The following is a 25,909-nucleotide window of genomic DNA, read 5'->3' on the forward strand; positions in this document are numbered from 1 at the left end:
GGGCCACGGGCCTGACGGAAAGACGCAAAGGACGCTAGGAGAAACAATATGGGCAAAATTATCGGCATCGACCTGGGCACCACGAACTCGTGCGTGGCCGTCATGGAAGGCAACCAGGTCAAGATCATCGAGAACGCGGAAGGTGCACGCACCACGCCGTCGATCATCGCCTACATGGACGATGGCGAGATCCTGGTCGGCGCGCCGGCCAAGCGCCAGGCGGTGACCAATCCGAAGAACACGCTGTACGCGGTCAAGCGACTGATCGGCCGTCGCTTCGAAGAAAAGGAAGTGCAGAAGGACATCGGCCTGATGCCCTACAAGATCGTCAAGGCCGACAACGGCGACGCCTGGGTGGAAGTGCGCGACCAGAAGCTGGCCCCGCCGCAGATTTCCGCCGAAGTGCTGCGCAAGATGAAGAAGACCGCCGAGGACTACCTTGGCGAGCCGGTCACGGAAGCCGTGATCACGGTGCCCGCGTACTTCAACGACAGCCAGCGCCAGGCAACCAAGGACGCCGGCCGCATCGCCGGTCTGGAAGTCAAGCGCATCATCAACGAGCCGACGGCCGCCGCACTGGCTTTCGGTCTGGACAAGAAGGAAGGCGGCGACCGCAAGATCGCGGTGTATGACCTGGGTGGCGGCACGTTCGACATCTCGATCATCGAAATCGCGGATGTGGACGGCGAGCACCAGTTCGAAGTGCTGTCGACCAACGGCGACACATTCCTGGGCGGCGAAGACTTCGACCAGCGCGTCATCGACTACATCATCGCCGAGTTCAAGAAGGAACAAGGTGTCGATCTGTCGAAGGACGTGCTCGCGCTGCAACGCCTGAAGGAAGCCGCCGAAAAGGCCAAGATCGAGCTGTCGTCGAGCCAGCAGACCGAGATCAACCTGCCGTACATCACGGCCGATGCCTCGGGTCCGAAGCACTTGAACCTGAAGATCACGCGCGCCAAGCTCGAAGCGCTGGTCGAGGACCTGATCGCCCGCACGATCGAGCCCTGCCGTCTGGCCATCAAGGATGCCGGCGTGAAGGTCAGCGACATCGACGACGTGATCCTGGTCGGCGGCATGACCCGCATGCCGAAGGTGCAGGAGAAGGTCAAGGAGTTCTTCGGCAAGGATCCGCGCAAGGACGTGAACCCGGACGAAGCCGTGGCGGCGGGCGCGTCGATTCAGGGCTCGGTGCTTTCGGGCGATCGCAAGGACGTGCTGCTGCTCGACGTGACGCCGCTCTCGCTCGGTATCGAAACGCTCGGCGGCGTGATGACGAAGATGATCACGAAGAACACCACGATTCCGACGAAGCACTCGCAAGTGTTCTCGACGGCCGACGACAACCAGCCGGCCGTGACGATCAAGGTATTCCAGGGTGAGCGCGAGATGGCCGCCGGCAACAAGTCGCTGGGCGAGTTCAACCTCGAGGGGATCCCGCCGGCAGCACGCGGCACGCCGCAGATCGAAGTGACCTTCGACATCGACGCCAACGGCATTCTGCACGTGGGCGCGAAGGACAAGGCCACCGGCAAGGAAAACAAGATCACCATCAAGGCGAACTCGGGCCTGTCGGACGCCGAGATCGAGCAAATGGTGAAGGATGCCGAGCTCAACGCCGAGGAAGACAAGAAGGCGCGCGAGCTGGCCGATGCCCGTAACCAGGGCGACGCGCTGGTGCACAGCACCCGCAAGGCGCTCACCGAGTACGGCGACAAGATCGAAGCGTCGGAGAAGGAAGCCATCGAATCGGCGATCACGGCACTGGAAGGTGCGCTGCGCGGTTCGGACAAGGCGGACATCGATGCCAAGGTCGAAGCGCTGGGCACCGCCAGCCAGAAGCTCGGCGAGAAGATGTATGCCGACATGCAGGCCCAGGCCGGCGCTGCGGGTGCCGCGGGCGCCGAGCAGGCCAAGCCGCATGACGATAACGTCGTCGACGCAGAAGTGAAGGAAGTCAACGACAAGAAGTAAGGCGTGCGTGGCGCGCGGTGTCCGGTGACGGGCGCCGCGTGTAGGCCGGGTATCGAAGTTCTCTGCGAAGGGAATCTCGACCCGGCTTTTTGCCTGATGGCGGACATGCGCCAACACTGGAAAGACTTATGGCCAAACGTGATTACTACGAAGTCCTTGGCGTGGCCAAGAACGCCACCGACGACGAAATCAAGAAGGCGTATCGCAAGCTGGCGATGAAGTACCACCCGGACCGCAATCCGGACAGCAAGGACGCCGAAGAGAAGTTCAAGGAGGTCAAAGAGGCCTACGAGATGCTCTCCGAGCCGGAGAAGCGCGCGGCGTACGACCAGTACGGCCACGCGGGCGTCGACCCGAATATGGGCGGCTTCGGCGGGGCGGGCGGTCAGGGCTTCGGCGGCTTTGCCGACGCGTTCGGCGACATCTTCGGCGACATCTTCGGCCAGGGCGGCCCGGGTGGGCGCGGTGGCCGGGGCGGCCCGCAGGTATATCGCGGCGCGGATCTGCGATACAACATGGAGATCACGCTCGAGCAGGCGGCAAACGGTTTCGACACGCAGATTCGCGTGCCGAGCTGGGAGGAGTGCGAGGTCTGCCACGGCAACGGCGCGAAGCCGGGCACGAAGCCCGAGACCTGCCCGACCTGTAACGGTTCGGGTTCGGTGCGCATGTCGCAGGGCTTCTTCAGCATTCAGCAGACCTGCCCGAAGTGCCACGGCACGGGGTCGTACATCCCCGAGCCGTGCACGAACTGCCATGGCTCTGGCAAGCTCAAGAAGACCAAGACGCTGGAGATCAAGATCCCGGCGGGCATCGAAGACGGCATGCGCATTCGTTCGGCCGGCAACGGCGAACCGGGTGTGAATGGCGGGCCGGCGGGTGATCTGTATGTGGAAATCCACATCAAGCCCCACAACGTGTTCGAGCGCGACGGCGACGACCTGCACTGCCAGATGCCGATCTCGTTCGCGACGGCGGCGCTCGGCGGTGATATCGACGCGCCCACGCTGCACGGCAAGGCGACCTTCGAAGTACCGGAAGGCACGCAGACGGGCAAGACGTTCCGCCTGCGCGGCAAGGGCATCAAGGGGTTGCGTGCGAGCTATCCGGGCGATCTGTACGTGCACGTGCAGGTGGAAACGCCGGTCAAGCTCGACGACAAGCAAAAGCAGTTGCTGCGCGACTTCGACGCTTCGCTCAAGGCGGGCGGCGCGCGCCACAGCCCGCAGACCAAAGGCTGGTTCGACCGTGTGAAGCAGTTCTTCGAGTAATTTCATGCAAAGTGAAGCGCCCTTGGCCGCGTTCGCGCTGTTGGACGACAGCGCCGATCCGGCCGGTGGAGCGCGTCTGTATACCGGGCTCGTGCGCGAGGTGACTTGCGACGAGCCCGGTGTGCTTTCCGACGCGCTTCGCGAAGTGGAGGAAGCCACCCGCGACGGCCTGCATGCCGTGCTGCTGGCCGATTACGAATTCGGCGTGCGCCTGGCCGGCGTGCATACGGTCGCGACGCGTCGCGCACCCGGGCAGTTCCGCGCCCTGTTGTTCGCCACGCTGGCGCGTCTGAGCGCCGCGCAGACGCAAGCCTGGCTGGCCGGCCGTGAGGCCGCCTGCGCGCAGGCGAGCCCGCGGGAGATCGACCGCGCCGCCGGCACCGACGATATCGCGCCGCCGGGCGTGGCAGGCGTTGCCGCGTTGCAGGACGACGTGAGCGATGCGGCCTTCGACGACGCCATCGCTCGCATTCAGGACTGGCTCGCGCAAGGCGAGTGCTACCAGATCAATTACACCTATCGCCTGAATTTCGACGCCTTCGGCTCGCCCGTGGCACTGTACCGCCGCTTGCGTGCGCGCCAGCCCGTGCCCTACGGGGCGCTGGTGATGCTTCCCGGTGCCGGGCGCGTGGCAGGTCGGGCGATACTTTCGCTCTCGCCCGAGCTGTTCCTGCGCCATTCGCGCGGACGGGTCGAGGCCCGGCCGATGAAGGGCACGGCCCCCGCGTGCGGCGACGCCGCCGTCGACGCCGAGCGCAGTGCGGCGCTTGCCGCCGATGAGAAGAACCGCGCCGAGAACCTGATGATCGTGGACCTGCTGCGCAACGATCTCGGGCGCATCGCGGCGCCGGGTTCGGTCAAGGTGCCGAAACTCTTCGAGGTCACCCGCTTCGCGAGCGTGCTGCAAATGACGTCGACCGTCACGGCCACGCTACCGCCCTTGCTGTCGTTGGCCGATGTCATGCGCGCGCTGTATCCGTGCGGCTCGATCACCGGTGCGCCGAAATATCGTGCGATGCAACTGATCGGCGAGCTCGAAACGTCCCCGCGCGGGCTCTATACCGGTGCCATCGGCTGGCTCGATGCCCGCGAAGACGCGCCGGAAGCGCTCGGCGACTTCTGCCTGTCGGTCGCCATTCGAACCCTCGAACTCGATGCACCCATGGCCAGCGGATTACGTCGCGGACGTCTCGGTATCGGTGCGGGCATCGTGCTCGACAGCCGTGCCCGCGAGGAGCGCGAGGAGTGCAGGCTCAAGGCGCGTTTCCTGAGTGCGCTCGACCCGGGGTTCGAGATCTTCGAGACCATGCGGGCGACACCGTTGTCGGGCATCGACCATCTCTCGCGACATCTGGCGCGTCTGGCGGCGTCGGCAAAGTACTTTGGCTTTCGTTTCGACGAGGCATCGTTGCGGGTACAACTCGACGCCGTGGTCGCCACGCTCGACGCGAGCAAGATCCATCGCGTGCGCCTCGCCCTCTCGCACGACGGCACCGTCACGATCACGCACGGCGTGCTCGAACCGCTCGCGCAGCCGAGCGTGACGGTGTGGCTCGCGAACATGAGCGAGGCGACGCGTGCCGACGATCTCTTCCTGCGTCACAAAACGACCGTGCGCGAGCGCTACGATGCGGCGTGGAAGGCGGCGCAGGCCGGTGGCGCGTTCGACATGCTGTTCTTCAACGAGCGCGGCGAGCTGACCGAAGGCGGGCGCAGCAGTGTGTTCGTCAAGCGCGACGGTGTTTGGGTGACGCCCCCGCTGTCGTGCGGGCTGTTGCCGGGGATCATGCGCGGCGTGATGCTCGACGACCCGTCGTGGGCCGCCGTCGAGGACGTGCTGACCCGTGAAGACCTCGAGAGCGCGCAGGCCATCGTGGTTTGCAACGCATTGCGCGGCGCGCTACCCGCGAAGCTGGCTTGCGCACCCGCCTGACGAGCGCCCCTCACCGCTCCCGCTCCTGAAATGCACAGCGGCGCCCTCGGGCGCCGCTGCGTTTCTCCTCGACCTGCACATCGCTTCACGCATCGCGGCCCGCGCTGGGACCGTCGATGCGCGCGGAGCGTTGCGTGTCGCGTATCGTGCGAGGCGTGTCGCGTCGCTCAGCTTCCCTGACGCGACGCCATCTCCGGCACGAACAGTTCGCTCCACTTCGCCGGCCGCGTCTTGATCGTGCCCGCGCGGCTCATGAATTCGACGTATTGCATCAGGCCGTTGGGCGTGGTGGTGAACTGCAGGCCCGGGTCGGCCAGCATCTGTTCGATCTCTGCTTGCGGCAGGTTCATCTTCGACACGCGCAGGAAGGTCTTCGCCGCGCCCACGTGATCCTTCGCGATATAGGCCGCGGCTTCGTCCTGCGCCGCCAGAATCGCCTGGACCAGCTTCGGATTCTGCACCGTGAACTGCTTCGGCGCGAATACCACGTCGATGGTGATGTTGCCGAGCACGTCGGTCGAATTCAGCACGCGCTTGATGCGCGGGTCCTTCAGCTCCTGATACGAGAACGGCGGCGAGGTGAAGTGCGCGGTGATCTCCGTCTTGCCCGAGAGCAGGGCGCTCACGGCTTCCGGATGGCTCAGGCTGACGGTTTGCGGGTCGAGCTTCGCATAGTTCTCGATGCCGAACGTCTTTGCCACGGCCATTTGCAGCAGCACGGCCGAGAGCGACGTCTTGATGCCCGGAATCGCGATCTTGTCCTTCGGCGTGAAGTCCTTGAGCGTCTTGATGTTCGGGTTGTTTGTGTTGAGCCAGAGCGGGCCGGTCGACAGTGCCGACAGGCCGATCACCTCCGAGCGCGGAATGCCGTGCGCCTTCGACCACAGGGTGACGAAGCCCGGTGCGCCGGTGCCGGCCACGTCGAGATTGCCGGCGAGCATCGCGTCGTTGATCACGTTGCCGCCGTCGAGAATGGTCCACGTGGTCTTCACGTCGCCCAGACCCATCGCCTTGGCGTGCTTCTCGATCAGATGCTGGTCGCGCATGACCATGAGCGGCAGATAGAGAATGCCGTAGCCGTGCGACAGTCGCACGGTGCTCGCTTCGGCGTGGGCAACGTTGCCCAGCGGTGCGAGCGTGGCCGCGGCCGTCGTGACCGCCAGCGCGAGCGTGCTGGCCCAGCGCGTGAAATGACGTCGATTCATGATGTTGTCGTCTCCGGATAGTTGGAATTATTCATGCCCCCGAAGGGGCGTCAATCAATGCTGCATGCCCCAGCGATGCAGCGTGCGCTTCTCGACACGGGCGAACAGCAGGTTCTCGACTGCCAGCCCGATGAGAATCACGAAGAACAGCCCGGCGAATACATTGGCCGTCTCCAGCGAATTGCGGTTCTCGAAGATGTACCAGCCCAGACCGCCCGAGCCCGACGACACGCCGAACACGAGTTCCGCGGCGATCAGCGTGCGCCACGCAAAGGCCCAGCCCACTTTCAGGCCGGTGAGAATGCTCGGGAACGCCGCGGGAATCAATACGTGGCGCACCAGTGCAAAGCGTTTAAGCCCGTAGTTCTGGCCGACCATGCGCAACGTTTTCGACACGCCGCGAAATCCGCTGTGCGTGTTGAGCGCCACGGCCCACAGCACCGAGTGCACCAGCACGAAGATCACGCTGCCGTTGCCCAGGCCGAACCAGATGAGCGCGAGCGGCAACAGGGCGATGGCGGGCAGCGGGTTGAACATCGCCGTGAGCGTTTCGAGCAGGTCGTTGCCGATCTTCGAGCTGATCGCCACCGTGGTGAGCACGGCGGCGAGCGCGATGCCGATGCCGTAGCCGATCAGCAGCGTCTTGAGCGAGACGGCCGCGCGCAGCAGCAGCACACCGCTCGTGAGGCCATTGACGAAGGCGCCGAGCGTGTCGGTGAAGCTCGGGAACAGCAGGGCGTTGTCGAGCCAGCGGCCGTAGATTTCCCAGATGATGGCGAGCACGCAAAGAATGACGGTCTTGCGCAGCCAGCCGAGGCGGTAAAGCGTCTCGAAGGTCGAGAGCGGGCGCTGGATCGACGATAACTCGGCCTGCACGGGTTCGAGCACGAACTCGGGCCGCACGACGGGTTCGATCCTGCTGGGGGTAGGGGGCTGCGACGTCGTCGCCTGAGCCATCGTGTTCATGAACGTCGTCCTCAATGGGTTGCGAACAGCAGTTGATCGATCCGCGCCTCCAGGGCGCTCTGGTGCGCCGTGCCGAGTTGCTCCGGCGCAATGCTGTTGAGTTCGGCCTTGACCTGGCCGGGATGCGGCGAGAGCAGCAGGATGCGCGTGCCGATGCGGATCGCCTCGTCGATGCCGTGCGTGACGAACAGCACCGTGAAGCGCGTGTCGTCCCACAGGCGCAGCAGTTCGTCCTGCATCTTGCGACGCGTGAGCGCGTCGAGCGCGGCGAACGGCTCGTCCATGAGCAGCACGTCGGGCTCCATCGCCATGCCGCGCGCGATCGACACGCGTTGTTTCATCCCGCCGGAGAGCGTGTGCGGATAGCTGTCGATGAACTTGGCCAGACCGACCTTTTCGATATAGTGCGCGGCGCGATCGGCGGCATCGCGCCCCTTGAGGCGACCGCTCGCGATGAGCGCGAATTCCACGTTCTGGCGCACCGTCTTCCACGGCAGCAACTGGTCGAATTCCTGGAACACCATCATGCGGTCCGGCCCCGGCTCGCTGATCGCGCGTCCCTTGAGGCGAATCTCGCCGCTTACCGGCGGCAGGTAGCCGCCGATGGCCTTGAGCAAGGTCGACTTGCCGCAGCCGGAAGGGCCGAGCAACACGAACCGGTCGCCCGGATAGACGTTGAAGCTCACTTGCTGGGCGGCGGTGACGAGGTAGTCGTCGGTCTTGTATTGCAGCGTGACGCCGTCGATTTCGAGCAGCGGCGGCACCGTGGACGCAGGTGTCCCGGCGCCCGGAAGGGGGGCATGCGGCATGGCGTGTCTCCGAATGGATGCTTTTATAATCGGCTTCGATACTAAGCAGCCAAGCTGTAACGAAGCTGACATCGGCGGCCGCCGGGCCGTTATTCAGGGCAAACCCCGAGGACGCCCGCGCCGAATTCCGGGACAATCGCGCCCACCGGCAACCCGAAAGCGCGTCAAGCGCCGTGCGTGGCCGCCGACGAGAAGGAGACACACACATCATGCGCATCATGCTGGTGGAAGACACCGCCGACGTCGCCGAAGCGATCGCCACCCAGTTGCGCAAGCTCGGTCATGCGCTCGATTGCGAGACGGACGGCGCCGCGGCCGCCGCGCGCATCGGCGACGACTACGACCTGCTCATTCTCGACGTGATGCTGCCCCACGTCGACGGCTTCGAGCTGCTTCGGCGGGTGCGCGAGCGCGGCCTGGCCACGCGCGTGCTCATGCTCACCGCGTGCGCCGAGATCGAGGAGCGCGTGCGCGCGCTCGACCTCGGGGCAGACGACTATCTCACCAAGCCCTTCGATTTTCGCGAGCTCGAAGCGCGAGTGCGTGCGCTCATGCGCCGCACCGGCCAGGATGCGACGAACCGTCTGGCATGCGCGAATCTCACGCTCGATCGCAAGAGCCGCGGCGTGGAGATCGACGGTCATCCCATTGAGCTCACGCGCCGGGAAGTCACGCTGCTCGAAATTCTCGCGGCGCGGCCTGGGCGCATCTTTGGCAAGGACGAACTCATGGATCGCCTGTACGGCGACGAACCCGTGCCGAACGCCAATGCCATCGAACAATATGTCGCGCGCCTGCGCAAGAAGCTGGCCGCGGCACAATTCCAGATCCGCACGTTGCGCGGACTGGGCTATCAGCTCGTGCTGTCATGATCGTTCCCGGCCGTTCCCTGTATCTTCGCCTGGTCGTGCGCATGGGCGCGGTGCTCGCGTTCGCGGTCGCCGCCGTGCTGCTCGGCATTTGGTTCTCCACCCGCGCAGCGGTCGACCGCGCCTATGACCGCTGGCTGCTCGGCAGTGCGCTGCAGGTCGCCGAGAACACGTGGTACCAGAACGGCGAAGTGAATGTGGACGTTCCGCTGGCCGCGTTCTCCGCGCTCGCGCCGGGCGATCAGATCTTCTATACCGTGCTCGACCCGGACGGACGCTCGGTGGCCGGCGATTCCGAATTTCGTCCGCCGATTCCATGGGACAAGCTGGCGGACGGGCCGCTCGTCGTCGACGGCACGTATCAGGAAATGCCGATTCGCATCGCCATCGTGGGACGACGCATGCCGGTGGCCGCCGCGCACCCGTGGGCGGTGGTCGCACTCGCGCACACGCAGAACGCGCGCGTGCGGTTCACGCGCGGCCTCGCCGACAACACGCTGCTCATCACCATCGCCACGGGCGTGCTGACGATGCTCGCGGCGTTGTGGACGCTGCGTCAGGCGCTCGCGCCGCTCAAGCAGATCGAGGCGGCCATACGCGCACGCGATTCGAACGATCTCGTGCCGCTGGCGGTCACGGCGCCCGCCGAAACGCTCGCCCTCGTGGGCGCGATCAACGATTTCATGCAGCGACTGGCCACGTCGCGCGCGCTGATGCGCCGTGTGATCGGCGACGCCGCGCATCAACTGCGCACGCCGGTGACGGCGCTCACGGCGCAGGCCGAACTGCTCACGCAGACACAGGATGAAACGGCGCGACAGGCGCACGTCGCACGCATCCAGAAGCAGGCGCGTGGACTTGGCGGGCTCATCCATCAATTGATCAATCACGCGATGGTGCAGCACCGGGCCGACAGCGTGGCGCCCGTACCGGTCGACCTGAACGAGTTGCTGCAAACGGCCATGCGCGAAACGTTGTCCTATGCCACGCGAGATATCGATGTCGCGCTGCATGCGCCGGACACGCCGTGCCGAATCGTAGGCGATCCGCTGAGCCTGCGTGAGGCGATCAAGAACGTGTTGGTCAATGCACTCGCCTACGGCGCACCGCATCGTCTGCATGTCGATGTGACGAAGGTCGACGACCAATGGCGTTTGCGATTCTTCGACGACGGCCCGGGCATCCCCGAGTCGGAGTGGGCGCGCGTGCGCACGCCGTTCTCGTCGCGGGCGGATGGCCGAGAAGGGGCCAGCCTGGGACTGGCCATGGTGGCCGAAGTGGTCGGCGCGCACGGCGGACAAATGACCTTCGAGCGTGTGGCGGGCGAGGGCTTCGCCGTGGTGCTGACTTTGCCGGCAGCGCAATGAAAAAGCGGCCCGAAGGCCGCCTGTTCACGCGATGCGCCGTGCTGTGCGCCAGGTCAGAAGCAATGTTCCTGCGACGGGAACGAGCCGTGCTTCACGGCTTGCACGTAGGCCTCGATGGCTGCGGCGATGCTCGGCTGGCCTTCCATGAAATTCTTGGAGAACTTCGGCGACTTGCCGGGGAACACGCCGAGCATGTCCTGAAGTACGAGCACCTGCCCGTCGCAATCGGGGCCCGCGCCAATCCCGATGGTCGGCATGGTGGGCACTTCCGGCGTCACGCGCGAGGCCAGGGCGGCCGGAATCGCTTCGAGTACGACCAACTGCGCGCCGGCCGCTTGCAAGGTACGGGCGTCGCCGATCAACTGCGCCTGCGCGGCATCTTCGCGCGCCTGCACCTTGAAGCCGCCGAACGCGTGCACCGACTGCGGGGTGAGGCCCAGGTGAGCACATACCGGGATGCTGCGCTCGACCAGAAAGCGCACGGTGTCGGCCAGCCATGCGCCGCCTTCGATCTTCACCATCTGGGCACCGGCCTGCATGACCGCCACGGCGCTCTGATAGGCCTGCTCCTTCGTGCCGTAGGTGCCGAACGGCAGATCGGCCAGCACGAGCGCCTTGTTCACACTGCGGGCCACGCATTCGGTGTGATAGCAAATGTCGCGCAGCGTGACGGGCAGGGTGGTGCGCTGCCCTTGGATCACATTGCCGAGCGAGTCGCCGATCAGGATGGCATCGACGCCGACGCGGTCGAGCAGTGCGGCGAAGCTGGCGTCGTAGGCGGTCAGCATGACGATCTTCTCGCCACGCTCGCGCATTTGAGCAAGACCGGGAACGGTCACGGCCTTGCGATTGGATTCTTGCAGATAACTCATGTCGGCCTCGGTTCAGCAGGGTTCGCCGGCGCGGCAAGTGCGCCGGCGACGAATCGGGTGACGATCAGGGGCGAGCGCCCTTGACGAAGACTTCCTTGCGTCCGCGCATTTGATCGATGCGCTCGACCAGCAGGGCAAAGTCGCTGTCGTTGTGCGCCGGGTCGAATTGTTCCGTATCGACAGTCAATACCGGCGCTGCGGCGTAATGATAGAAGAATTCGCCGTAGATGTCGCACAGCGCGCGCAGATAGGTGTCCGGGATTTGTTGCTCCATCGGAATCGCGCGCTTCTGGATACGCGCGTATAGCGTCTCGGGACTGGCCTGCAAATGGATCACGAGGTCCGGCGCGCGGTGCGCACGCTCGACGTGCGCGACGAGCTTGCGATACAGATCGAGCTCGTCCGCCGACAGTGTGAGACGCGCGAACAGGCCGTCTTTTTCCGGGAGGAAGTCGGTATAGATCGGTTTGCCGTCGACTTCCCGGCGCGCGATTTCCATCGCTTCGTCCACGCGTCGCAGACAGAACGCCAACTGCGCGGGCAGCGCATAGCGCGCCGAATCGCGATAGAAACGTTCGAGAAAGGGATTGAGCGCGGGTTGCTCGAGCATCACGTCGGCGCCGGCCGCATCGGCAAGCCGTTGCGCGAGCGATGTCTTGCCGACCCCGATGGGGCCTTCGACGGCCACGTAGCGGAAACGCCCGAGGACGGGCGATCTCATGAGACGTAGGCGCGCTTCGTCGGGCAGCAGCACGCCTCGACGCGCTCGATGCGCTGGTCGGCGACATCGGCGAGCAGGGCGCTGACGCGTCCCACGCCGGGAATGTCGAGTTCGGGAGCGAGATCGGAGAGCGGGCGCAGCACGAAGGCGCGCGCGGCCATGCGTGGATGCGGCACGATCAGGTCGGGTTCGGCGATGCGCTCATCGCCATACAGCAGCAGATCGAGATCGAGCGTGCGCGGGGCATTCTTGTACGGTCGCTCGCGCCCGAAGTGCAGCTCGATCTTCAGGCAGAGCGTGAGCAATTGACGCGCCGTGAGACTCGTCTCCACGGCGACGACGCAGTTCAGATAGTCCTCGCCGCTCGACTCGATGGGCGCGGTGCGATACAGATCGGACTTGCCGATGATGGTGACGCCGATTTGCTGCGCCAGGCAGACGACGGCGTCCTTGATCGCTTGGCGGGCGTCGCCGAGATTCGCGCCGAGCCCGATATAGGCAACAGTCATGAAGCACCTTCGGAACCATGCTGTCGCGATGATACCCGCTTGCCATGATTCTCGCTGGTAGCGTTCTCATTGCCGTCGCCACCGCTCGCTTCGTTGCCCGATCCTTCGCCGCCCCGTCCCCCCGTCGGCTTGCGACGGCGGCGGCGACGCTTGGCCGCCGGCGTACCGCTCGGCGCACTGCCGTGCGCGAGCAGGGCGTCGCGCGCGGCGGCATCGCCCTCGAGGAAGTCCGTCCACCACTGCCCGGCTTCGGCGGGGACTTCACCCGACTCGCAGCGCAGCAGCAGGAAGTCGTAGCCGGCACGCAAGCGCGGATGTTCGAGCAGCCGCAGCGGCGTGCGGCCAACGCGCTTGTCGAGGCGCACCTGCAAGCCCCAGATTTCCTTCATGTCGGCAACGAAACGACGCTGGATCGCCAGCTTGCCCGTCTGGGCATCGAGCACGTCGTCCATGGCCAGGTGCAGCGCCGGAATCGGGTACTCGCCCGCGCGCTGATAGGCCTGCCACTTCTCGAGCACGAGATGCCACAACAGGGCGGCGAACAGGAAGCCTGGCGAGACCGGCTTGCCGGCGCGAATGCGCGCGTCGGTGTTGGCAAGCGCGAGCGTGACGAATTTCTCGCCCATCGGCTGCTCCAGCACCACGTCGAGCAGGGGCAGCAGGCCGTGATGCAGACCTTGCGCGCGCAATTGCTGCACGCACGCCCAGGCATGGCCCGAGAGCAGCAACTTGAGCATCTCGTCGAACAACCGCGCGGCGGGCACGTTGTCGATGAGCGGGGCGAGCTGCGAGATCGGCGCGGCGGTCGCCTCGTCGATCTTGAAGCCGAGCTTGGCCGCGAAACGTACCACGCGCAGCATGCGCACGGGGTCTTCGCGATAGCGCGTGGCCGGGTCGCCGATCATGCGCAGCACGCGCTTCTGGATGTCTTCCCAGCCGTGGTGGTAATCGTGCACCGTCTGCGCGGCCGGGTCGTAATACATGGCATTGACGGTGAAGTCGCGCCGCGCGGCGTCTTCTTCCTGCTCGCCCCAGACGTTGTCGCGCAGCACGCGGCCCGATTCGTCGGTCACGTGCGTCTTGCGATCGAGTTCGCCCTTTTTCGGACGGCGCGCACCGATCTGCTCACTGTCGACGGCGTCGACCAACGCGCGGAACGTCGAGGTCTCGATAATCTCCTGACCGAACTGCACATGCACGATCTGGAACCGGCGGCCGATGATGCGGGCGCGGCGGAACAGGCGCTGCACCTGTTCGGGCGTGGCGCTCGTGGCGACGTCGAAATCCTTCGGCGCGATACCGAGCAACAGGTCGCGCACCGCACCGCCCACGATGAAGGCCTTGAAGCCGGCCTGCTGCAACGTGTCGGTCACGCGCACGGCGTTCTTCGAAAGCAGCGAGGGATCGATGCGGTGAACGCCAACGGGAATGACGACGGGGGTGCCGGGGGGCGTCGGGCCGGCCGCGCCGGGCTGACCGTCCTTGCCCAGCAGCTTCTTGATGAGTTTGCGGATCACTGGAACAACTCGAGAATGGGCCAGCGACGCGCCAGCGCGATCTCGCGCAGCGCCTCATCGGGGTTCGTTGCCACCGGATGGTTCACCTTCTCCATCAGGGGGACGTCGTTGGCGGAATCGCTGTAGAAAAAGGCGTGGTCGAAGTCGTCCCAGGTCTTGCCCAGGCTCGCGAGCCACGCTTCGGTGCGGATGATCTTGCCTTCGCGAAAGCTTGGCGTGCCGACATACTCGCCGGTGTAGCGCGCGTTCGGACCGTCGCCGGCGGTGGCCGGTTCGGTGCCGATCAGGTGATCGATCCCGAAGGCCTTCGCGATCGGACGCGTCACGAATGTATTGGTCGCCGTCACGATGGCGCACAGGTCGCCGGCCTTGCGGTGCATATCGATCAGTTCGAGCGCCTCGCTGCGCACGTGCGGCAGGATCGACTCCTCCATGTACTGCGCGTGCCACGCGTCGAGCTGGTCGCGCGGATAACGCGCGAGCGGCGCCAGGCAGAAACGCAGATAAGCCGGCATGTCGAGCCGGCCCGCACGGTAATCCTGATAGAAGGCCTCGTTGGCCTGCGCGTACGAGTCACGCTCGACCGCGCCCTGGCGCACGAGGAAGCGACCCCACTCCTTGTCGCTGTCCGTGGGCAGCAGCGTGTGGTCGAGATCGAAGAGAGCTAAATTGGTCATTGCGCGAATTTTACCTGAAGCTAACACCGGTCAGTTTTTGCCGTCGGGGGCGGCAGGATCGGTGTGGGTGAGCATCTGGCGCAGCAACGGCAAGGTCACCGCGCGCTTTTGTTCCATCGAAAATCGGTCCAGGCGGTCGAGCAGCGCCATCAGGCTCGACATGTCGCGCTGGAAATGCGTGAGCAGATAGGCAGGCACGTCGGCCGCGAGTTGCAGGCCCCGCTCGCGGGCCGCGTTCTGCAACGCCTGCTTCTTGCCCTCGTCGTCGAGTCCCACAATGTGGAATACGAGCCCCCAGCCGAGGCGGGTGCGCAGGTCTTCCCGCAGCGGCATGTCGACCGGCGGCTGCGACCCGGCGGCCACGAAAGCGCAATGGGGCCGGGCGCGGGTTTCGTTGAAGAGGTTGAACGCGGCAATCTGCTGGGTGGACGAGAGGGTGTCGCAATCGTCCACGCAATAGACCGTGCTGGCCTCGTCGAACGTGAAGGCGGCCAGCGGGCTGTGCGGGCGCAGATACCGGGCGCTCGGGCCCACGGCATGGCACAGCGCCTCCATCAGGTGGGTGCGGCCCGATCCGGCCTCCCCCCAGAGGTAGATGCCACGGTCGCGCGCGGTGCCGGCCGCCAGTTCGGCGCTCAGGCCGGCAAGCGTCTGCGCCGCCTCGCGATTGGGCCCGACAATGAAATTGTCGAACGTGGCGGGCGGCGGGGTGCCGAGGTCGAGATACAGTTGCTGAATCACGAACGAAGAAAGCCGGCGACAGGCCGGCGGAGTACGGTTTACGGGGCACGACGGGGTCAGCCGGCGTCCGATATCCGGTTTGCGTGCCGAAAGGACACGCGCATCGGGTAAAATCGCATTTTACCGAACCTTGATGCATTCCCGTCATGTCACACCCTAACGAAACTTCCGGCCTTTCCTATCGCGACGCTGGCGTCGACATCGAAGCGGGCGACGCGCTGGTCGAAGCGATCAAGCCGTTTGCCAAGAAAACCCTGCGCGACGGCGTGCTGGGCGGCATCGGCGGCTTCGGCGCGCTGTTCGAAGTGCCCAAGCGCTACAAGGAGCCGGTGCTCGTTTCGGGGACCGACGGCGTGGGCACCAAGCTCAAGCTGGCCTTCACGCTGAACAAGCACGACACGGTTGGCCAGGATCTGGTCGCCATGAGCGTGAACGACATTCTGGTGCAGGGCGCCGAGCCGCTGTTCTTCCTCGATTACTTCGCCTGCGGCAAGCTGGACGTGGCCACGGCGGCCACGGTCGTCAAGGGGATCGCGCAGGGTTGCGAGCTGGCCGGATGCGCGCTGATCGGTGGCGAGACGGCGGAAATGCCGAGCATGTACCCGGACGGCGAGTACGATCTGGCCGGTTTCGCGGTCGGCGCGGTGGAAAAGAGCAAGATCATCGACGGCACGACCATCGTGCCGGGCGACGTGGTGCTGGGGCTGGCCTCGTCGGGGGCGCACTCGAATGGCTATTCGCTGGTGCGCAAGATCATCGAAGTCGCGAAGCCCGACCTGGACGCCGACTTTCACGGCCAGCCGCTGCGCGATGTGCTGATGGCGCCCACGCGCATCTATGTCAAGCCGCTGCTCGCGCTCATGCAGACGCTTAACGTCAAGGGCATGGCGCACATCACCGGCGGCGGCATCGTGGAGAATATCCCGCGTGTCCTGCAGGATCATCTGACGGCCGACATCAAGCAGGACGCCTGGACGCTGCCGCCGCTGTTCCAGTGGCTGCAGGCCCACGGCAAGGTGGCCGACGCGGAGATGCATCGCGTATTCAACTGCGGCATCGGCATGGCGGTGATCGTGTCGGCGGCCGACGCCGACGCCGCGGTCAAGCACCTCGAGGCCTCGGGCGAAACGGTTTACCGTCTGGGCGCGATCCGTGAGCGCAAGGAAGGCGAAGCGCAGACGATCGTCTCGTAAGCGCAAGGTGTTGACGATGCCCGGCAACGAAGCGAGGCGCGCGCGACGATAACGCGCGGCCACGCCGCGAGCCATGCATGAAAAAGCCCGCCAGGGGATCCCCCGGCGGGCTTTTTTTGTCGGCGCCGCGGCGCGGGGACCGGTTTCAGGCCCTCATTCGCGCCTGGACCGCGCGAAGCACGTCGTCGAGCGTCGTCTCCATCACGCGCACGAGATCGTCGAGCTGCGTGCTGGGCGCGGCGGCGCGCGGCGTGATGCGCAGCGTGTGGAACGGCATCGACGGTTCGAAGCGGCGCAGCACGAGGTCGGAGTCGAGAAAGTCGTACGCCGAGACCGGGTGCAGCAACCCGATGCCCACGTTTTCCTTGACCATCGTGCCGATGTTGATCGAGTAGCGCGCCGTGGCGACCACCTGCTCGTGCAGATTGCCGTCGGCGAAGAGTTGGTCCATGCCCCAGCGGACCATGTCGGTGGGCTCGTACGAGAGAATCGGCTGGCCTTTCAGATCGGCCAGTCGAATGACCTTCTTGCGCGCGAGCGCATGTCCGGCGGGCAGGGCGCAGATGGCGTCGAGCTTGGCGAACGAGACGGCGTCCGTTGCCGCCACGTCGATCGTGTCGGTCACGATGCCCAGCGCGAGCTGATGGGTGACGACCTGATCGCGAATCAGATCCGACGCACCGGTCGTGAGCGCCAGTTGCACGCTCGGATGCAACGCCCGGTACCCCGCCATCACCCGGGCGAAGAAGCCGAGACCGAATGAGACGACCGATCCCACGCGAATGACGGCGCGATCGGGGTTGCGCAGATTCAGCGCGAATTCGCGGATATTGTCGAGTCCGGCGTAGCGGCGCTCGACCTCCTCGAACAGCGCGAAAGCTTCGGCCGTCGGTTCCAGCCGGCCTCTCGCGCGGTCGAACAGCGTGAGCCGCGTCGAGCGTTCGAGGTCAGCCACAAGGCGGCTGACCGCGGACTGCGACGTGCCGAGCACCTGGGCGGCCTTGGTGGTCGTGCGCGTGAGCATCAGCGCCCGAAAGGCGTCGATGTGCCGAAAGTCCATCGATTCTCCACGGAAGGGTTGGCGTGTGGGTTGGCGCACGTGCTTGTCGCCGCGCCGCACGCCGAATGCCGCTGTGCCACGGCGTCGCGCGGTGCGCCACCGCCGCATGCGGCCGCATCGGCGCCGGTGGCGCCACCATGCGATGCGCCCGGCGGCGCTCGCCTTACATTGCGAAAGCGTGGATTCTACCGCCCTTCATCACCATGGGAATTCGCTCGCCCTGACCGAGCAGGCAGTCGAGCGACGCGAGCGGATTACCGTCGACGATCAGCACATCGGCATGCGCGCCAGGCACGATCTCGCCCAGTTGGCCGGATTGGCCGAGTACCTCGGCGCCCACCACCGTCGCACTGCGCAGGATCTCGGCGGGCGTGAGGACCTCGGCGCGCAGGCGGAACTCGTCGCTTTGCAGGCGCTGCGACTCGCCCAGGAGATCGGAGCCGTAGCCCATCTTGACCCCGGCGTCGCGGAAGATCTCCAGCGAGCGCAGGCCGGCGGCATGCACATCGGCGATCTTGGCCACGCTGTCGTCCGGCAGGCCGAGCGATTTTCCTTCGTTCGCGAGCGCGTCGTACGTCACCAGTGTCGGCACGGCGTACGCCCCCTGCTCGGCCATGAAGCGCGCCGTCGGGGCGTCGACGAGGTTGCCGTGTTCGATGGTGCGCACGCCGCAGCGCACCGCGCGCTCGATCGCCGCGGCGGTGTATGCATGCGCGAGCACATAGGTGCCGCGTCCGCGCGCTTCGGCGACGATGGCACGGATTTCGTCTTCGGAGTAACCCCACGCGCCCACGGGATCGGTGGGCGAGGCCACGCCGCCGGAGGCCATGATCTTGATCTGGTCGGCCCCCATTTGCAGTTCTTCGCGCACGGCGCGGCGCACGGCGTCGACGCCGTCGGCCACGCGCGAGAGCGCGCCCACGCGCACGCAGCACGGACACGGCCCGTCGGTGCCGATGTAGTCGGTGCGTGGGCGTCCGTCGCCGTGTCCGCCGGTCTGGCTGATCGCGCGGCCCGACACGAACAGGCGCGGTCCCTCGGCGAGCCCGCTCTCGACGGCGTGCTTGATCGCGTGGCCCGCGCCACCGGCGTCGCGCACCGTGGTAAAGCCGCGCCGTAGCATGCCCTGCAGAATCGGCACCGACTTGAGCGTGACCAGCACGTTCGGCAGATGCGCCTGCGCGGCGAGATTGAGCTGGGTGGCGTGCACATGCACGTGCAGATCGATCAGACCGGGCATCACGGTGCGCCCGTGTGCGTCGATCTCGCGCGCCGCCTGCGTGCGGATCGGCTTGTCCGAGACTTCCTTGATGCGTCCGTTCTCGATCAGAACGGCGTGATCCTCGCGCAGTTCGCCCTTGACCGGGTCCAGCAGCGCGCAGTTCGACAACAGAATCGACTCCATGACCTCTCCTCCGAATTGGGTATGTGCGTTCAATCGATCGTGGCGTGCGCGAGCGTTCGCGGCGTGCGTGTGAGCATCAGCGGGGTGTCGCCCGTCACCACCGAGTCGTCCAGGCGGAATCCGCCCAGCCCGTAGACGTAGATGCCCGGTTCGGCCGAGTAGACCTCGTTGGCGAGCAGCGGACGATGGTTGAACGCCATATCGTCGGGGTATTCGTGGCCGATGATGCCCATGCCGTGTCCCGTGCGATGCCGGATGAACTCGCCGCAGCCGGCCTTCTCGATGACGGCCTGCGCGGCCGCGTCGATGCCCGAGACCGGCTTGCCCGTGACGGCGGCGCCCACCGCGGCTTCGTTGGCCGCGCGCGCGACCTCGTAGAAGCGCGCCTGCTCGCTCGATGGCTTCCCGCAGAACCACGTGCGTTCGTTCTCGATGACGAGCCCGTTCAGGCGCGGGATCACGATGTTCACCATGCCGTCACCGGCCTGGATGCGCGCGCCGCACGATGCGCCGTCGCCATGCGGCGAGGCCGAGGCCGGGCCGGAGAGGGTCCAGCAACGCATGACTTCGAGGTTCTCGCCCGGGAAGCGCTTCGCGCCTTCGGTGACCATGAGCGCGGCCATCGAGTAATCGAGCTCCTGCACCAGACGCCCGGGGCGGATGTTCTCGCGATAGCGCTCCTGCACCCAGTCCGCCAGTTCGGCCGCCGCGCGCATGATGGCGATCTCTTCGTCGTGCTTGACCCAGCGCAGTCCGCGCATCTGCGCGAGCATCGGCACGAGCTTCACGTCGGGCAGCAGGGCGCCCGCGCGCGCGAGGGGGCCACCGGCGGCGTCGACGCCAATGCGCGAGCCGCCCAGCCCGGCCGCGCTCAACGCATCGGCGATCAGCGTCGGCACCTCGGCAAGCAGCGGCTGACGTTGCGTCACGCGCGGGTGCTCGGCGTACAGTGTGACGCGCGCCGGATCCAGCCAGAGATGGTGGCGCTCGCGGGCCATCATCAGGTGGTGCGTGGAGAGCTCGTTCATCACGGCAAACGGTTCGCCGTTGCGCGGCACGCATACGGCGATGGGACGCTCCCACGTCTGCACGTCGACGTGAAAGTTGGTGGCCCACTGGAAGAAGTCGGCAGCGGTGAACACGAGCGCATCGACGCGCGTGCGGTCCATCAGGTCGTTCATGAGACTGCGGCGGTACTGACGGGTGGCATCGGTGAGTATTGGCATGGCGAAATCCTTGTGAGGCGGCTGCGCTGTCTGTGAAGGCCCGGCGGAAATGCCTGCGGCAGTGCCGCGCTGCCGCCGGGAGCGAGTCGGGAACGCGTCGGGAGCGTCAGGTCATCATCGTCTTCGCGTAGCGACGATGGATGACCCAGTGGGAGGCGATGGCGAGCGCGAAGGTCACGACCATCGACACGATCGAGAGCACCGCGCCGAAGGGCCAGTTGTTCGCCTTGGCGATCTGGTCGTAGATCGTGGGCGTCATCATCGTGATGCCGGTGCCGCCCAGCAGGACCGGTGTCGCGTAGGCGTTCATGCACAGGATGAACACGAGCATGGTGCCGGCCGCGATGCCCGGCGCCGCCATGGGCAGGATCACTCGCAGGAGCGTTTGTCCGAAGGTGGCGCCGAGATTGCGCGCGGCCTCTTCCACGGAGAAGTCCATGCCTTCGAGCACGCTTTGCAGCGTGAGGATCATGTACGGCAGCACCACGGCAGTGGTGCCCACCACCACGGCGAACGGCGTGTACAGCAATCGCACCGGCTGCGGCACGATGCCCAGCGAGACGAGCAGCGAATTGACGAAGCCGGCATTGCCGAGCATGACCATCCAGCCGGCCGCGCGCACGACGTTGCCCACGAGCAGCGGGAAGACCAGCAGCATGACCAGCAGACTCTTGAAGCGGGTCTGCGTGCGGGCGAGCATATACGCGACCGGAAAGCCGAACACGAGCGCGAGCGCCGTGCACAGCGAAGCGATCTTGATGGTCGTCCACAGCACCGACAGGTAATACGGGTCGGTGAAGAACTTGACGTAGTTCTCGGCCGTGAGCGCCGCCTGCATCATGTCGACGGGATCGAACCGGTTGAAGCTGTAGCGCACCAGTTGCAGGCCTGGCAGCACGATCACGAACAGCACCACGAACGTGGCCGGCGTGACGAGCGAGCCCCCGGTGAGCGCGCCGCGCACCGCGCGTGCGGTGGCGGCCCGGGCGGCTTGCGCGGATGGCGGGGCGGCGGGCGAGGTCATCGAGGGCTCGGGCGGGGCGGCGAGATTCACAGGCCCACCTTGAATTCCTTGTTCCAGAAATCGAGCAGCGCCGGCTTGTCGGCGGTGAAGCGTGCGTAATCAAGCTTGACCATGCGATCGAGTTCGTCGTTGGTGAAGCCCACGCTTTGCTGCAGCGACGGCGGCAAATTGGCGTTCTTCACCGTCGGGGCGTAACCCATTGTCTCGGCAAAGCCGATCTGCGCGCGCGGATCGAGCATCGCGTTCAGATAGTTGAAGCCGCACACCTTGGATTGCGAGTTCTTCGGCACGGCGGCCTCGAAAGTCACCGGCACCGCGCCCTCCTTGGGCACCACGTAGTCGATCGGCACGCCGGCCTTCTTCCATTGCAAAGCACGCGCCTTCCACATGCAGGTGAACCAGATGTCGCCGCTCTTGAGCGCCGAGGCCACCGCTTCGTTCGACGGATACACCTTGGGCTGTTGCGTCTTGCGCAGCTCGCGCAGGAATTGCACGCCGCCGGCCATGTCGCCGTCCTTGTGTCCGGCCGCAAGCGAGCTGCTCACCACGTTGAAGTTGTAGAGGATGTCCGAGAACCCGACCTTGCCCTTGAGCTTCGGATCGAGCGCGGCCGTGAACGAGTCGGGCTTCGTGCCGAGCTTTTCCGGGTTGTACACGATCACCATCGCGCTAAAGATGTGCGGAATCGAGTAGGGGCGGCGCAAGGCGTCGAGCGCATTGGCGAGATTCGGCACGAGCTTGACGTCGACCGTCTCGAGAATGCCCGAGCGGTTGATGTCGTACATGTCGAGATCGGCCAGGCACGCCACGTCGAGCGAGCCGCGGCGCGAGGCCTTTTCGGCGCGCAGCTTGGTCATGCGTTCGACCTGTCCCGCGGAATCGTAAGTGACCTTGCCGCCGGCCGCCTCGATGATCGGTTTGCCGATGTTCTGCTCCAGCAGGTTCAGGTAGTCTCCGCCCCAGGTGCCCACGACCACGTTCGGGCACGCGGCGGCGGCGTGTGCCGAAAGGGCGTCGAGACCCAGCGCGGGGGCGATCACCAGGCCGGAAGCGGTCTTCAGAAACGTGCGGCGGTTCAGAGCGTGCGTCATGTCGTCATCCTTCGTAGCGTGGGCCAGGCGACTGGCCGGGGTATGGAGCGAGAAGCCTTCGTGTGGTGGTGTGGTGCGTGCGTTACGGATATCGGATCGTCGGCAAGGTCGCCGCGCGTTATCGCATCGAAGCGGCCCATCGTGGCGACCCAGTGCGGTCGGCGGTCGTCAGGCGTTGAAGAACAGACAGTCCGTACTCGCGAAGCAGGCCTTGAGCGCGCGTCCCGGGGCGTAACGGCCTGCGTCGTCGCGCGCCGTATTGGGCACATGCGCCACGAGCGTCTCGCCTTGCGGACTCTTCAGGCGCAGCTCCAGCGTGGCGCCCAGATAGATTGTCTGATCGACCGTGACGGGCAGGGCCGTCTCGTCGTGTGCCGGTGCGTCGCACAGGCGCAGACGTTCGGGGCGAATGCCGAGCGTGCGGGCGTCCGGAGTGGCGCTTGCGAGCGCGAGGCGCTCGCCGCGGGCCGTCACGAAGTGACCGTCGTGCATCTGACCGGCGAGGAAATTCATCTTGCCGAGAAAGTTCGCCACGAACGGGTTCGCGGGTCGCTCGTAGAGCGCGTCGGCCGTGCCGATCTGCTGCACGCAGCCGTCATGCATGACCGCGAGGCGATCGGCAATCGCGAGCGCTTCCTCCTGGTCGTGGGTGACGAAGATCGTGGTGAGGCCCAGGCGTCTCTGGAGCGCGCGAATTTCCTCGCGCACTTCGGTGCGCAGCTTGGCATCGAGGTTCGAGAGCGGTTCGTCGAGCAGGAATACGTCGGGACGAATCGCGAGCGCGCGGGCGATCGCCACGCGCTGTTGTTGACCGCCCGAGAGCTGGCGCGGGTAGCGGTCGGCCAACTGGGACAGGCGCACCATGTCGAGGGCTTCGCGAATTCGCGTGGCGCGCTCGGCGCTGGATACGCGGCGCATCTCCAGTCCGAACGCCACGTTCTCGGCCACGGTCATGTGCGGAAAGAGGGCGTAGCGCTGGAATACCATGCCCGTGTTGCGGCGATGGGGAGGCAGGCGCGAGACCTCTTTGCCGCCGATCCAGATTTCTCCCGCCGTGGGCTCCACGAAGCCCGCCACCATGCGCAGCGTGGTCGTCTTGCCGCAGCCGCTCGGGCCGAGGAACGCGACGAGTTCGCCTTCGGCGATCTCCAGCGAGAAGTCCGTCACGGCAGCGGCGGTGCCGTATTGCTTGCGCAGTCCGCGCAGCGAAACGTTGGCCATGTCAGATCACCTGGCTGAGTTTGACGAAGCGATCGGTGATCAGCATGACGATGCCGAGCAGCACGATCTGCGCGGCGGAGACCGCCGCAATCGTCGGATCGAGATTGAATTCGAGGTACTGCATGATCGCGATGGGCAACGTGGTCTTGCCCGGGCCCACCAGCGGCAGCGTGAGTTCGAGGTTCTCGAACGACACGATGAAGCTGAACAGCACCGCCGCGACGATGGCGGGGCGCAGCATCGGCAGCGTGACACGCCACAGCGTGCGCCAGGGCCCCGCGCCGAGATTGCGCGCGGCCTCCTCGATGGTGCCGTCGATTTGCGCCAGGCTCGCGCCCACGAGTCGCATCGTCCACGGAATGGTCAGGCAGATGTGCGCGATGACCAGACCGCCGAATGTGCCGACGATGTCCATGTCCAGCGCGTTTTCGGCGCGCAGGTAGAAGAGGTAGGTGGCGATGCCGGCAACGATGCCCGGCACCACCAACGGCAGCAGGAGCACGTTGCCGAGCGTGCGGCGGCCCGGAAAGCGGTAGCGCGCGAGCGCCAGCGAGGCGGCAACCCCGAGAATCACGCCGCCAATGGCGGCGCAGGCGGCCAGTTGCAGCGAGAGCAGGAAGCCGTCGGCAAACGCGGCATTGCGCCACGCGTTCAGATACCAGGAGACCGTGTAACCACTGGGCGGGAAAGTGATGATCGCGTCTTTGAAGAAACTCAGCCAGACCACGAAGATCAGCGGGCTGAGCATGAACAGGTAGATCAGCGTCACCGCGGCGCGCACGGCCCAAGCCGCGAGCGGTACACGCCGCGGCCGACCGGCGGGTCGCGGTAGCACGTTGCCCGTGATCCCACTCGGCTCCATCGAAGTCTGCGTCATTGACGTCCTTCCCCGTATCGTGGATTCGATGCAAATTTGCATTGATCGAAACGTTGATATGCAAATTAGCATATCAAAATCGACATGCAAACCGGAAAGCTGTCAGGGTTTCAACCGAGTCTGGCGGTGCCTGTTGGTGCCTGCTGGTGCCTGCTGGTGCCTGTTTCGCACCGTGGAAGGGCGCGCGAATGCAATGGGAATGCAGCTTGGCGAGCAACGCGGCGTGTCGTCGGTAAGCCTCGCCGGGCGTCCGGTCGGGCCAGCCGCCTGCGGTGGTTCAAGTGGGATAAGCCGCCGAAGCGACAGAAGCGACAGAAGCGACAGAAGCGACAGAAGCGAGGGAGCGATGGACGTGACGGACGCGGTGGTAGCCGCCGAAGCGGAAACGCAATGGAAGCGGTCGGCGTGGGCGCGGCGGCGGGGCCGCCGCATTTCAGTCTTGCCAGAGAGCGCGCACGGTGGCGAGTGCGCGCTGTGAGGCGTCGGCGGCGGTGCAGTCCACGATGTGGCGCTCAGGCATCGAGCGCAGCCACGTGAGCTGGCGCTTGCACAACTGACGCGTGGCGAAGATGCCCTTGTCGCGCATCGTGTCATAGTCCGTTTCGCCGTCGAGGTATTCCCACACCTGTCGGTAGCCGACGCAGCGCATCGACGGCAAGCCGGGATCGAGATCGCCGCGCGCACGCAGGCGTTCGACCTCGTCGACGAAGCCCGCTGCGAGCATCAGACGAAACCGCTCGGCAATGCGCGCGTGCAGCACCGAGCGATCGCCGGGCTCGAGGGCCACCGGCACGAACGTATGCCCGGGTGACGTGCGCGGCGTCTGCGCCTGCTCGGCAAGCCATTGCGACATCGGCTTGCCCGACAGCTCGAAAATCTCCAGCGCGCGCTGAACGCGCTGCGCGTCGTTCGGGGCAAGGCGGGCGGCCGTCGCGGGATCGACGCTCGCGAGCCGGGCGTGCATCGCGGGCCAGCCAATGCGCGCGGCGTCTTCGTCCAGCCTGGCGCGCACGGCGGCGTCGGCCGACGGCAGCGGCGACAAGCCCTGCGTGAGCGCCTTGTAGTAGAGCATCGTGCCGCCGACGAGCAGCGGGCGACGTCCGCGCGCAGCGATTTCGTCGACGAGCCGCAGCGTGTCCTCGCGGAATTGCGCGGCGGAGTAGGCGTCGCGCGGATCGATGATGTCGATCAGGTGATGCGGCACGGCGGCCAGTTCGGCGGCGCTGGGTTTCGCCGTGCCGATATCCATCTCGCGGTAGACGAGCGCGGAATCGACGCTGACGATCTCCAGCGGTGTCTCCTGCGCGAGCGCCAGGGCGGCGGCGGTCTTGCCGGATGCCGTTGGGCCCAGCAGGCAAACGATCGGGGAGTGTGCCTTCAT

The 25,909-nt window shown here is 66.0% G+C and carries 23 protein-coding genes; 6 read left to right on the forward strand and 17 right to left on the reverse strand.

All coding sequences use genetic code 11. From position 1 onward, the window contains the following. Positions 1 to 48 precede the first annotated feature (48 nt). From dnaK to PMO31116_RS15460, 3 genes are all read left to right on the forward strand, one after another. The gene (gene dnaK, locus PMO31116_RS15450) at positions 49 to 1,974 is read left to right on the forward strand and encodes a molecular chaperone DnaK (protein WP_150567507.1); all 1,926 of its coding nucleotides are present in this window, start codon (positions 49 to 51) and stop codon (positions 1,972 to 1,974) included. A gap of 128 nt (positions 1,975 to 2,102) precedes the next feature. Continuing rightward, positions 2,103 to 3,245: a molecular chaperone DnaJ gene (gene dnaJ / locus PMO31116_RS15455; RefSeq protein ID WP_023594511.1), complete on the forward strand. Its 1,143-nt coding sequence runs from the start codon at positions 2,103 to 2,105 to the stop codon at positions 3,243 to 3,245. A gap of 4 nt (positions 3,246 to 3,249) precedes the next feature. After that, positions 3,250 to 5,178, forward strand: a complete 1,929-nt coding sequence (locus tag PMO31116_RS15460) for a chorismate-binding protein (RefSeq protein ID WP_150567508.1) — start codon at positions 3,250 to 3,252, stop codon at positions 5,176 to 5,178. 167 nt (positions 5,179 to 5,345) lie between these two features. Here PMO31116_RS15460 and PMO31116_RS15465 read toward each other — a convergent pair whose 3' ends face one another. The 3 genes from PMO31116_RS15465 to PMO31116_RS15475 are packed head-to-tail and all read right to left on the reverse strand — an operon-like array spanning position 5,346 to position 8,158. Next, positions 5,346 to 6,383, reverse strand: a complete 1,038-nt coding sequence (locus tag PMO31116_RS15465; RefSeq protein ID WP_023594513.1) for an ABC transporter substrate-binding protein — start codon at positions 6,381 to 6,383, stop codon at positions 5,346 to 5,348. Between the two features lie 54 nt (positions 6,384 to 6,437). Further along, positions 6,438 to 7,340 carry an ABC transporter permease gene (locus PMO31116_RS15470; RefSeq protein WP_150567665.1) on the reverse strand — a complete coding sequence of 301 codons (903 nt, stop codon included), beginning with the start codon at positions 7,338 to 7,340 and terminating at the stop codon, positions 6,438 to 6,440. 20 nt (positions 7,341 to 7,360) lie between these two features. After that, entirely contained in the window at positions 7,361 to 8,158 is a 798-nt protein-coding gene (locus PMO31116_RS15475; protein WP_150567509.1) for an ABC transporter ATP-binding protein, read from the reverse strand. 209 nt (positions 8,159 to 8,367) lie between these two features. On the opposite strand from PMO31116_RS15475, the gene PMO31116_RS15480 reads away from it, so the two are divergent. Continuing rightward, a complete protein-coding gene (locus PMO31116_RS15480; RefSeq protein ID WP_150567510.1) occupies positions 8,368 to 9,030 on the forward strand; it encodes a response regulator transcription factor in 663 nt (220 codons plus the stop codon). Beyond that, positions 9,027 to 10,394, forward strand: a complete 1,368-nt coding sequence (locus PMO31116_RS15485; protein WP_150567511.1) for a sensor histidine kinase — start codon at positions 9,027 to 9,029, stop codon at positions 10,392 to 10,394. Before PMO31116_RS15480 ends, PMO31116_RS15485 begins: the two co-directional genes overlap by 4 nt. A gap of 53 nt (positions 10,395 to 10,447) precedes the next feature. Here PMO31116_RS15485 and panB read toward each other — a convergent pair whose 3' ends face one another. The 6 genes from panB to hda all read right to left on the reverse strand — a co-directional run bounded on the left by panB (position 10,448) and on the right by hda (position 15,431). Beyond that, on the reverse strand, positions 10,448 to 11,266 hold the full coding sequence (panB, locus tag PMO31116_RS15490) for a 3-methyl-2-oxobutanoate hydroxymethyltransferase (RefSeq protein ID WP_150567512.1): 819 nt from the start codon (positions 11,264 to 11,266) through the stop codon (positions 10,448 to 10,450). A gap of 64 nt (positions 11,267 to 11,330) precedes the next feature. Next, entirely contained in the window at positions 11,331 to 11,987 is a 657-nt protein-coding gene (locus PMO31116_RS15495) for a deoxynucleoside kinase (RefSeq protein WP_150567513.1), read from the reverse strand. Continuing rightward, positions 11,984 to 12,496 (reverse strand): 2-amino-4-hydroxy-6-hydroxymethyldihydropteridine diphosphokinase, encoded by a 513-nt coding sequence (gene folK / locus PMO31116_RS15500; protein ID WP_150567514.1) that lies wholly within the window; start codon positions 12,494 to 12,496, stop codon positions 11,984 to 11,986. Before folK ends, PMO31116_RS15495 begins: the two co-directional genes overlap by 4 nt. Then, positions 12,493 to 14,013: a polynucleotide adenylyltransferase PcnB gene (gene pcnB / locus PMO31116_RS15505; protein WP_150567515.1), complete on the reverse strand. Its 1,521-nt coding sequence runs from the start codon at positions 14,011 to 14,013 to the stop codon at positions 12,493 to 12,495. Before pcnB ends, folK begins: the two co-directional genes overlap by 4 nt. After that, on the reverse strand, positions 14,010 to 14,690 hold the full coding sequence (locus tag PMO31116_RS15510; RefSeq protein ID WP_150567516.1) for a histidinol-phosphatase: 681 nt from the start codon (positions 14,688 to 14,690) through the stop codon (positions 14,010 to 14,012). The genes pcnB and PMO31116_RS15510 overlap by 4 nt, the downstream gene beginning before the upstream one ends. A gap of 30 nt (positions 14,691 to 14,720) precedes the next feature. Then, complete coding sequence (gene hda / locus PMO31116_RS15515) at positions 14,721 to 15,431, reverse strand: DnaA regulatory inactivator Hda (RefSeq protein WP_150567517.1); 711 nt, start codon at positions 15,429 to 15,431, stop codon at positions 14,721 to 14,723. A 146-nt stretch (positions 15,432 to 15,577) separates the two neighbouring features. Between hda and purM the strand changes: the two genes are divergently transcribed. Next, positions 15,578 to 16,624, forward strand: a complete 1,047-nt coding sequence (gene purM / locus PMO31116_RS15520) for a phosphoribosylformylglycinamidine cyclo-ligase (protein WP_023594524.1) — start codon at positions 15,578 to 15,580, stop codon at positions 16,622 to 16,624. Between the two features lie 145 nt (positions 16,625 to 16,769). Here the strand turns inward: purM and PMO31116_RS15525 are convergent, their stop codons facing one another. The 8 genes from PMO31116_RS15525 to miaA all read right to left on the reverse strand — a co-directional run bounded on the left by PMO31116_RS15525 (position 16,770) and on the right by miaA (position 25,909). Next, positions 16,770 to 17,684: a LysR substrate-binding domain-containing protein gene (locus PMO31116_RS15525; protein WP_150567518.1), complete on the reverse strand. Its 915-nt coding sequence runs from the start codon at positions 17,682 to 17,684 to the stop codon at positions 16,770 to 16,772. Positions 17,685 to 17,847: 163 nt separating this feature from the next. Continuing rightward, the gene (locus PMO31116_RS15530) at positions 17,848 to 19,089 is read right to left on the reverse strand and encodes a metal-dependent hydrolase family protein (protein WP_023594526.1); all 1,242 of its coding nucleotides are present in this window, start codon (positions 19,087 to 19,089) and stop codon (positions 17,848 to 17,850) included. A 29-nt stretch (positions 19,090 to 19,118) separates the two neighbouring features. Next, the gene (locus PMO31116_RS15535) at positions 19,119 to 20,315 is read right to left on the reverse strand and encodes a M24 family metallopeptidase (RefSeq protein WP_150567519.1); all 1,197 of its coding nucleotides are present in this window, start codon (positions 20,313 to 20,315) and stop codon (positions 19,119 to 19,121) included. Positions 20,316 to 20,421: 106 nt separating this feature from the next. Next, on the reverse strand, positions 20,422 to 21,339 hold the full coding sequence (locus tag PMO31116_RS15540; protein WP_223272010.1) for an ABC transporter permease: 918 nt from the start codon (positions 21,337 to 21,339) through the stop codon (positions 20,422 to 20,424). Positions 21,340 to 21,365: 26 nt separating this feature from the next. Further along, positions 21,366 to 22,430: an extracellular solute-binding protein gene (locus PMO31116_RS15545; protein ID WP_150567520.1), complete on the reverse strand. Its 1,065-nt coding sequence runs from the start codon at positions 22,428 to 22,430 to the stop codon at positions 21,366 to 21,368. Positions 22,431 to 22,598: 168 nt separating this feature from the next. After that, complete coding sequence (locus PMO31116_RS15550; RefSeq protein ID WP_150567521.1) at positions 22,599 to 23,651, reverse strand: ABC transporter ATP-binding protein; 1,053 nt, start codon at positions 23,649 to 23,651, stop codon at positions 22,599 to 22,601. Between the two features lies 1 nt (position 23,652). Continuing rightward, positions 23,653 to 24,528, reverse strand: coding sequence for an ABC transporter permease (locus PMO31116_RS15555; protein WP_150567522.1), 876 nt, complete (start codon positions 24,526 to 24,528; stop codon positions 23,653 to 23,655). A gap of 433 nt (positions 24,529 to 24,961) precedes the next feature. Next, positions 24,962 to 25,909, reverse strand: a complete 948-nt coding sequence (gene miaA, locus PMO31116_RS15560) for a tRNA (adenosine(37)-N6)-dimethylallyltransferase MiaA (RefSeq protein ID WP_150567523.1) — start codon at positions 25,907 to 25,909, stop codon at positions 24,962 to 24,964.

This window comes from Pandoraea morbifera, assembly GCF_902459575.1.
Lineage (GTDB): Bacteria > Pseudomonadota > Gammaproteobacteria > Burkholderiales > Burkholderiaceae > Pandoraea > Pandoraea morbifera.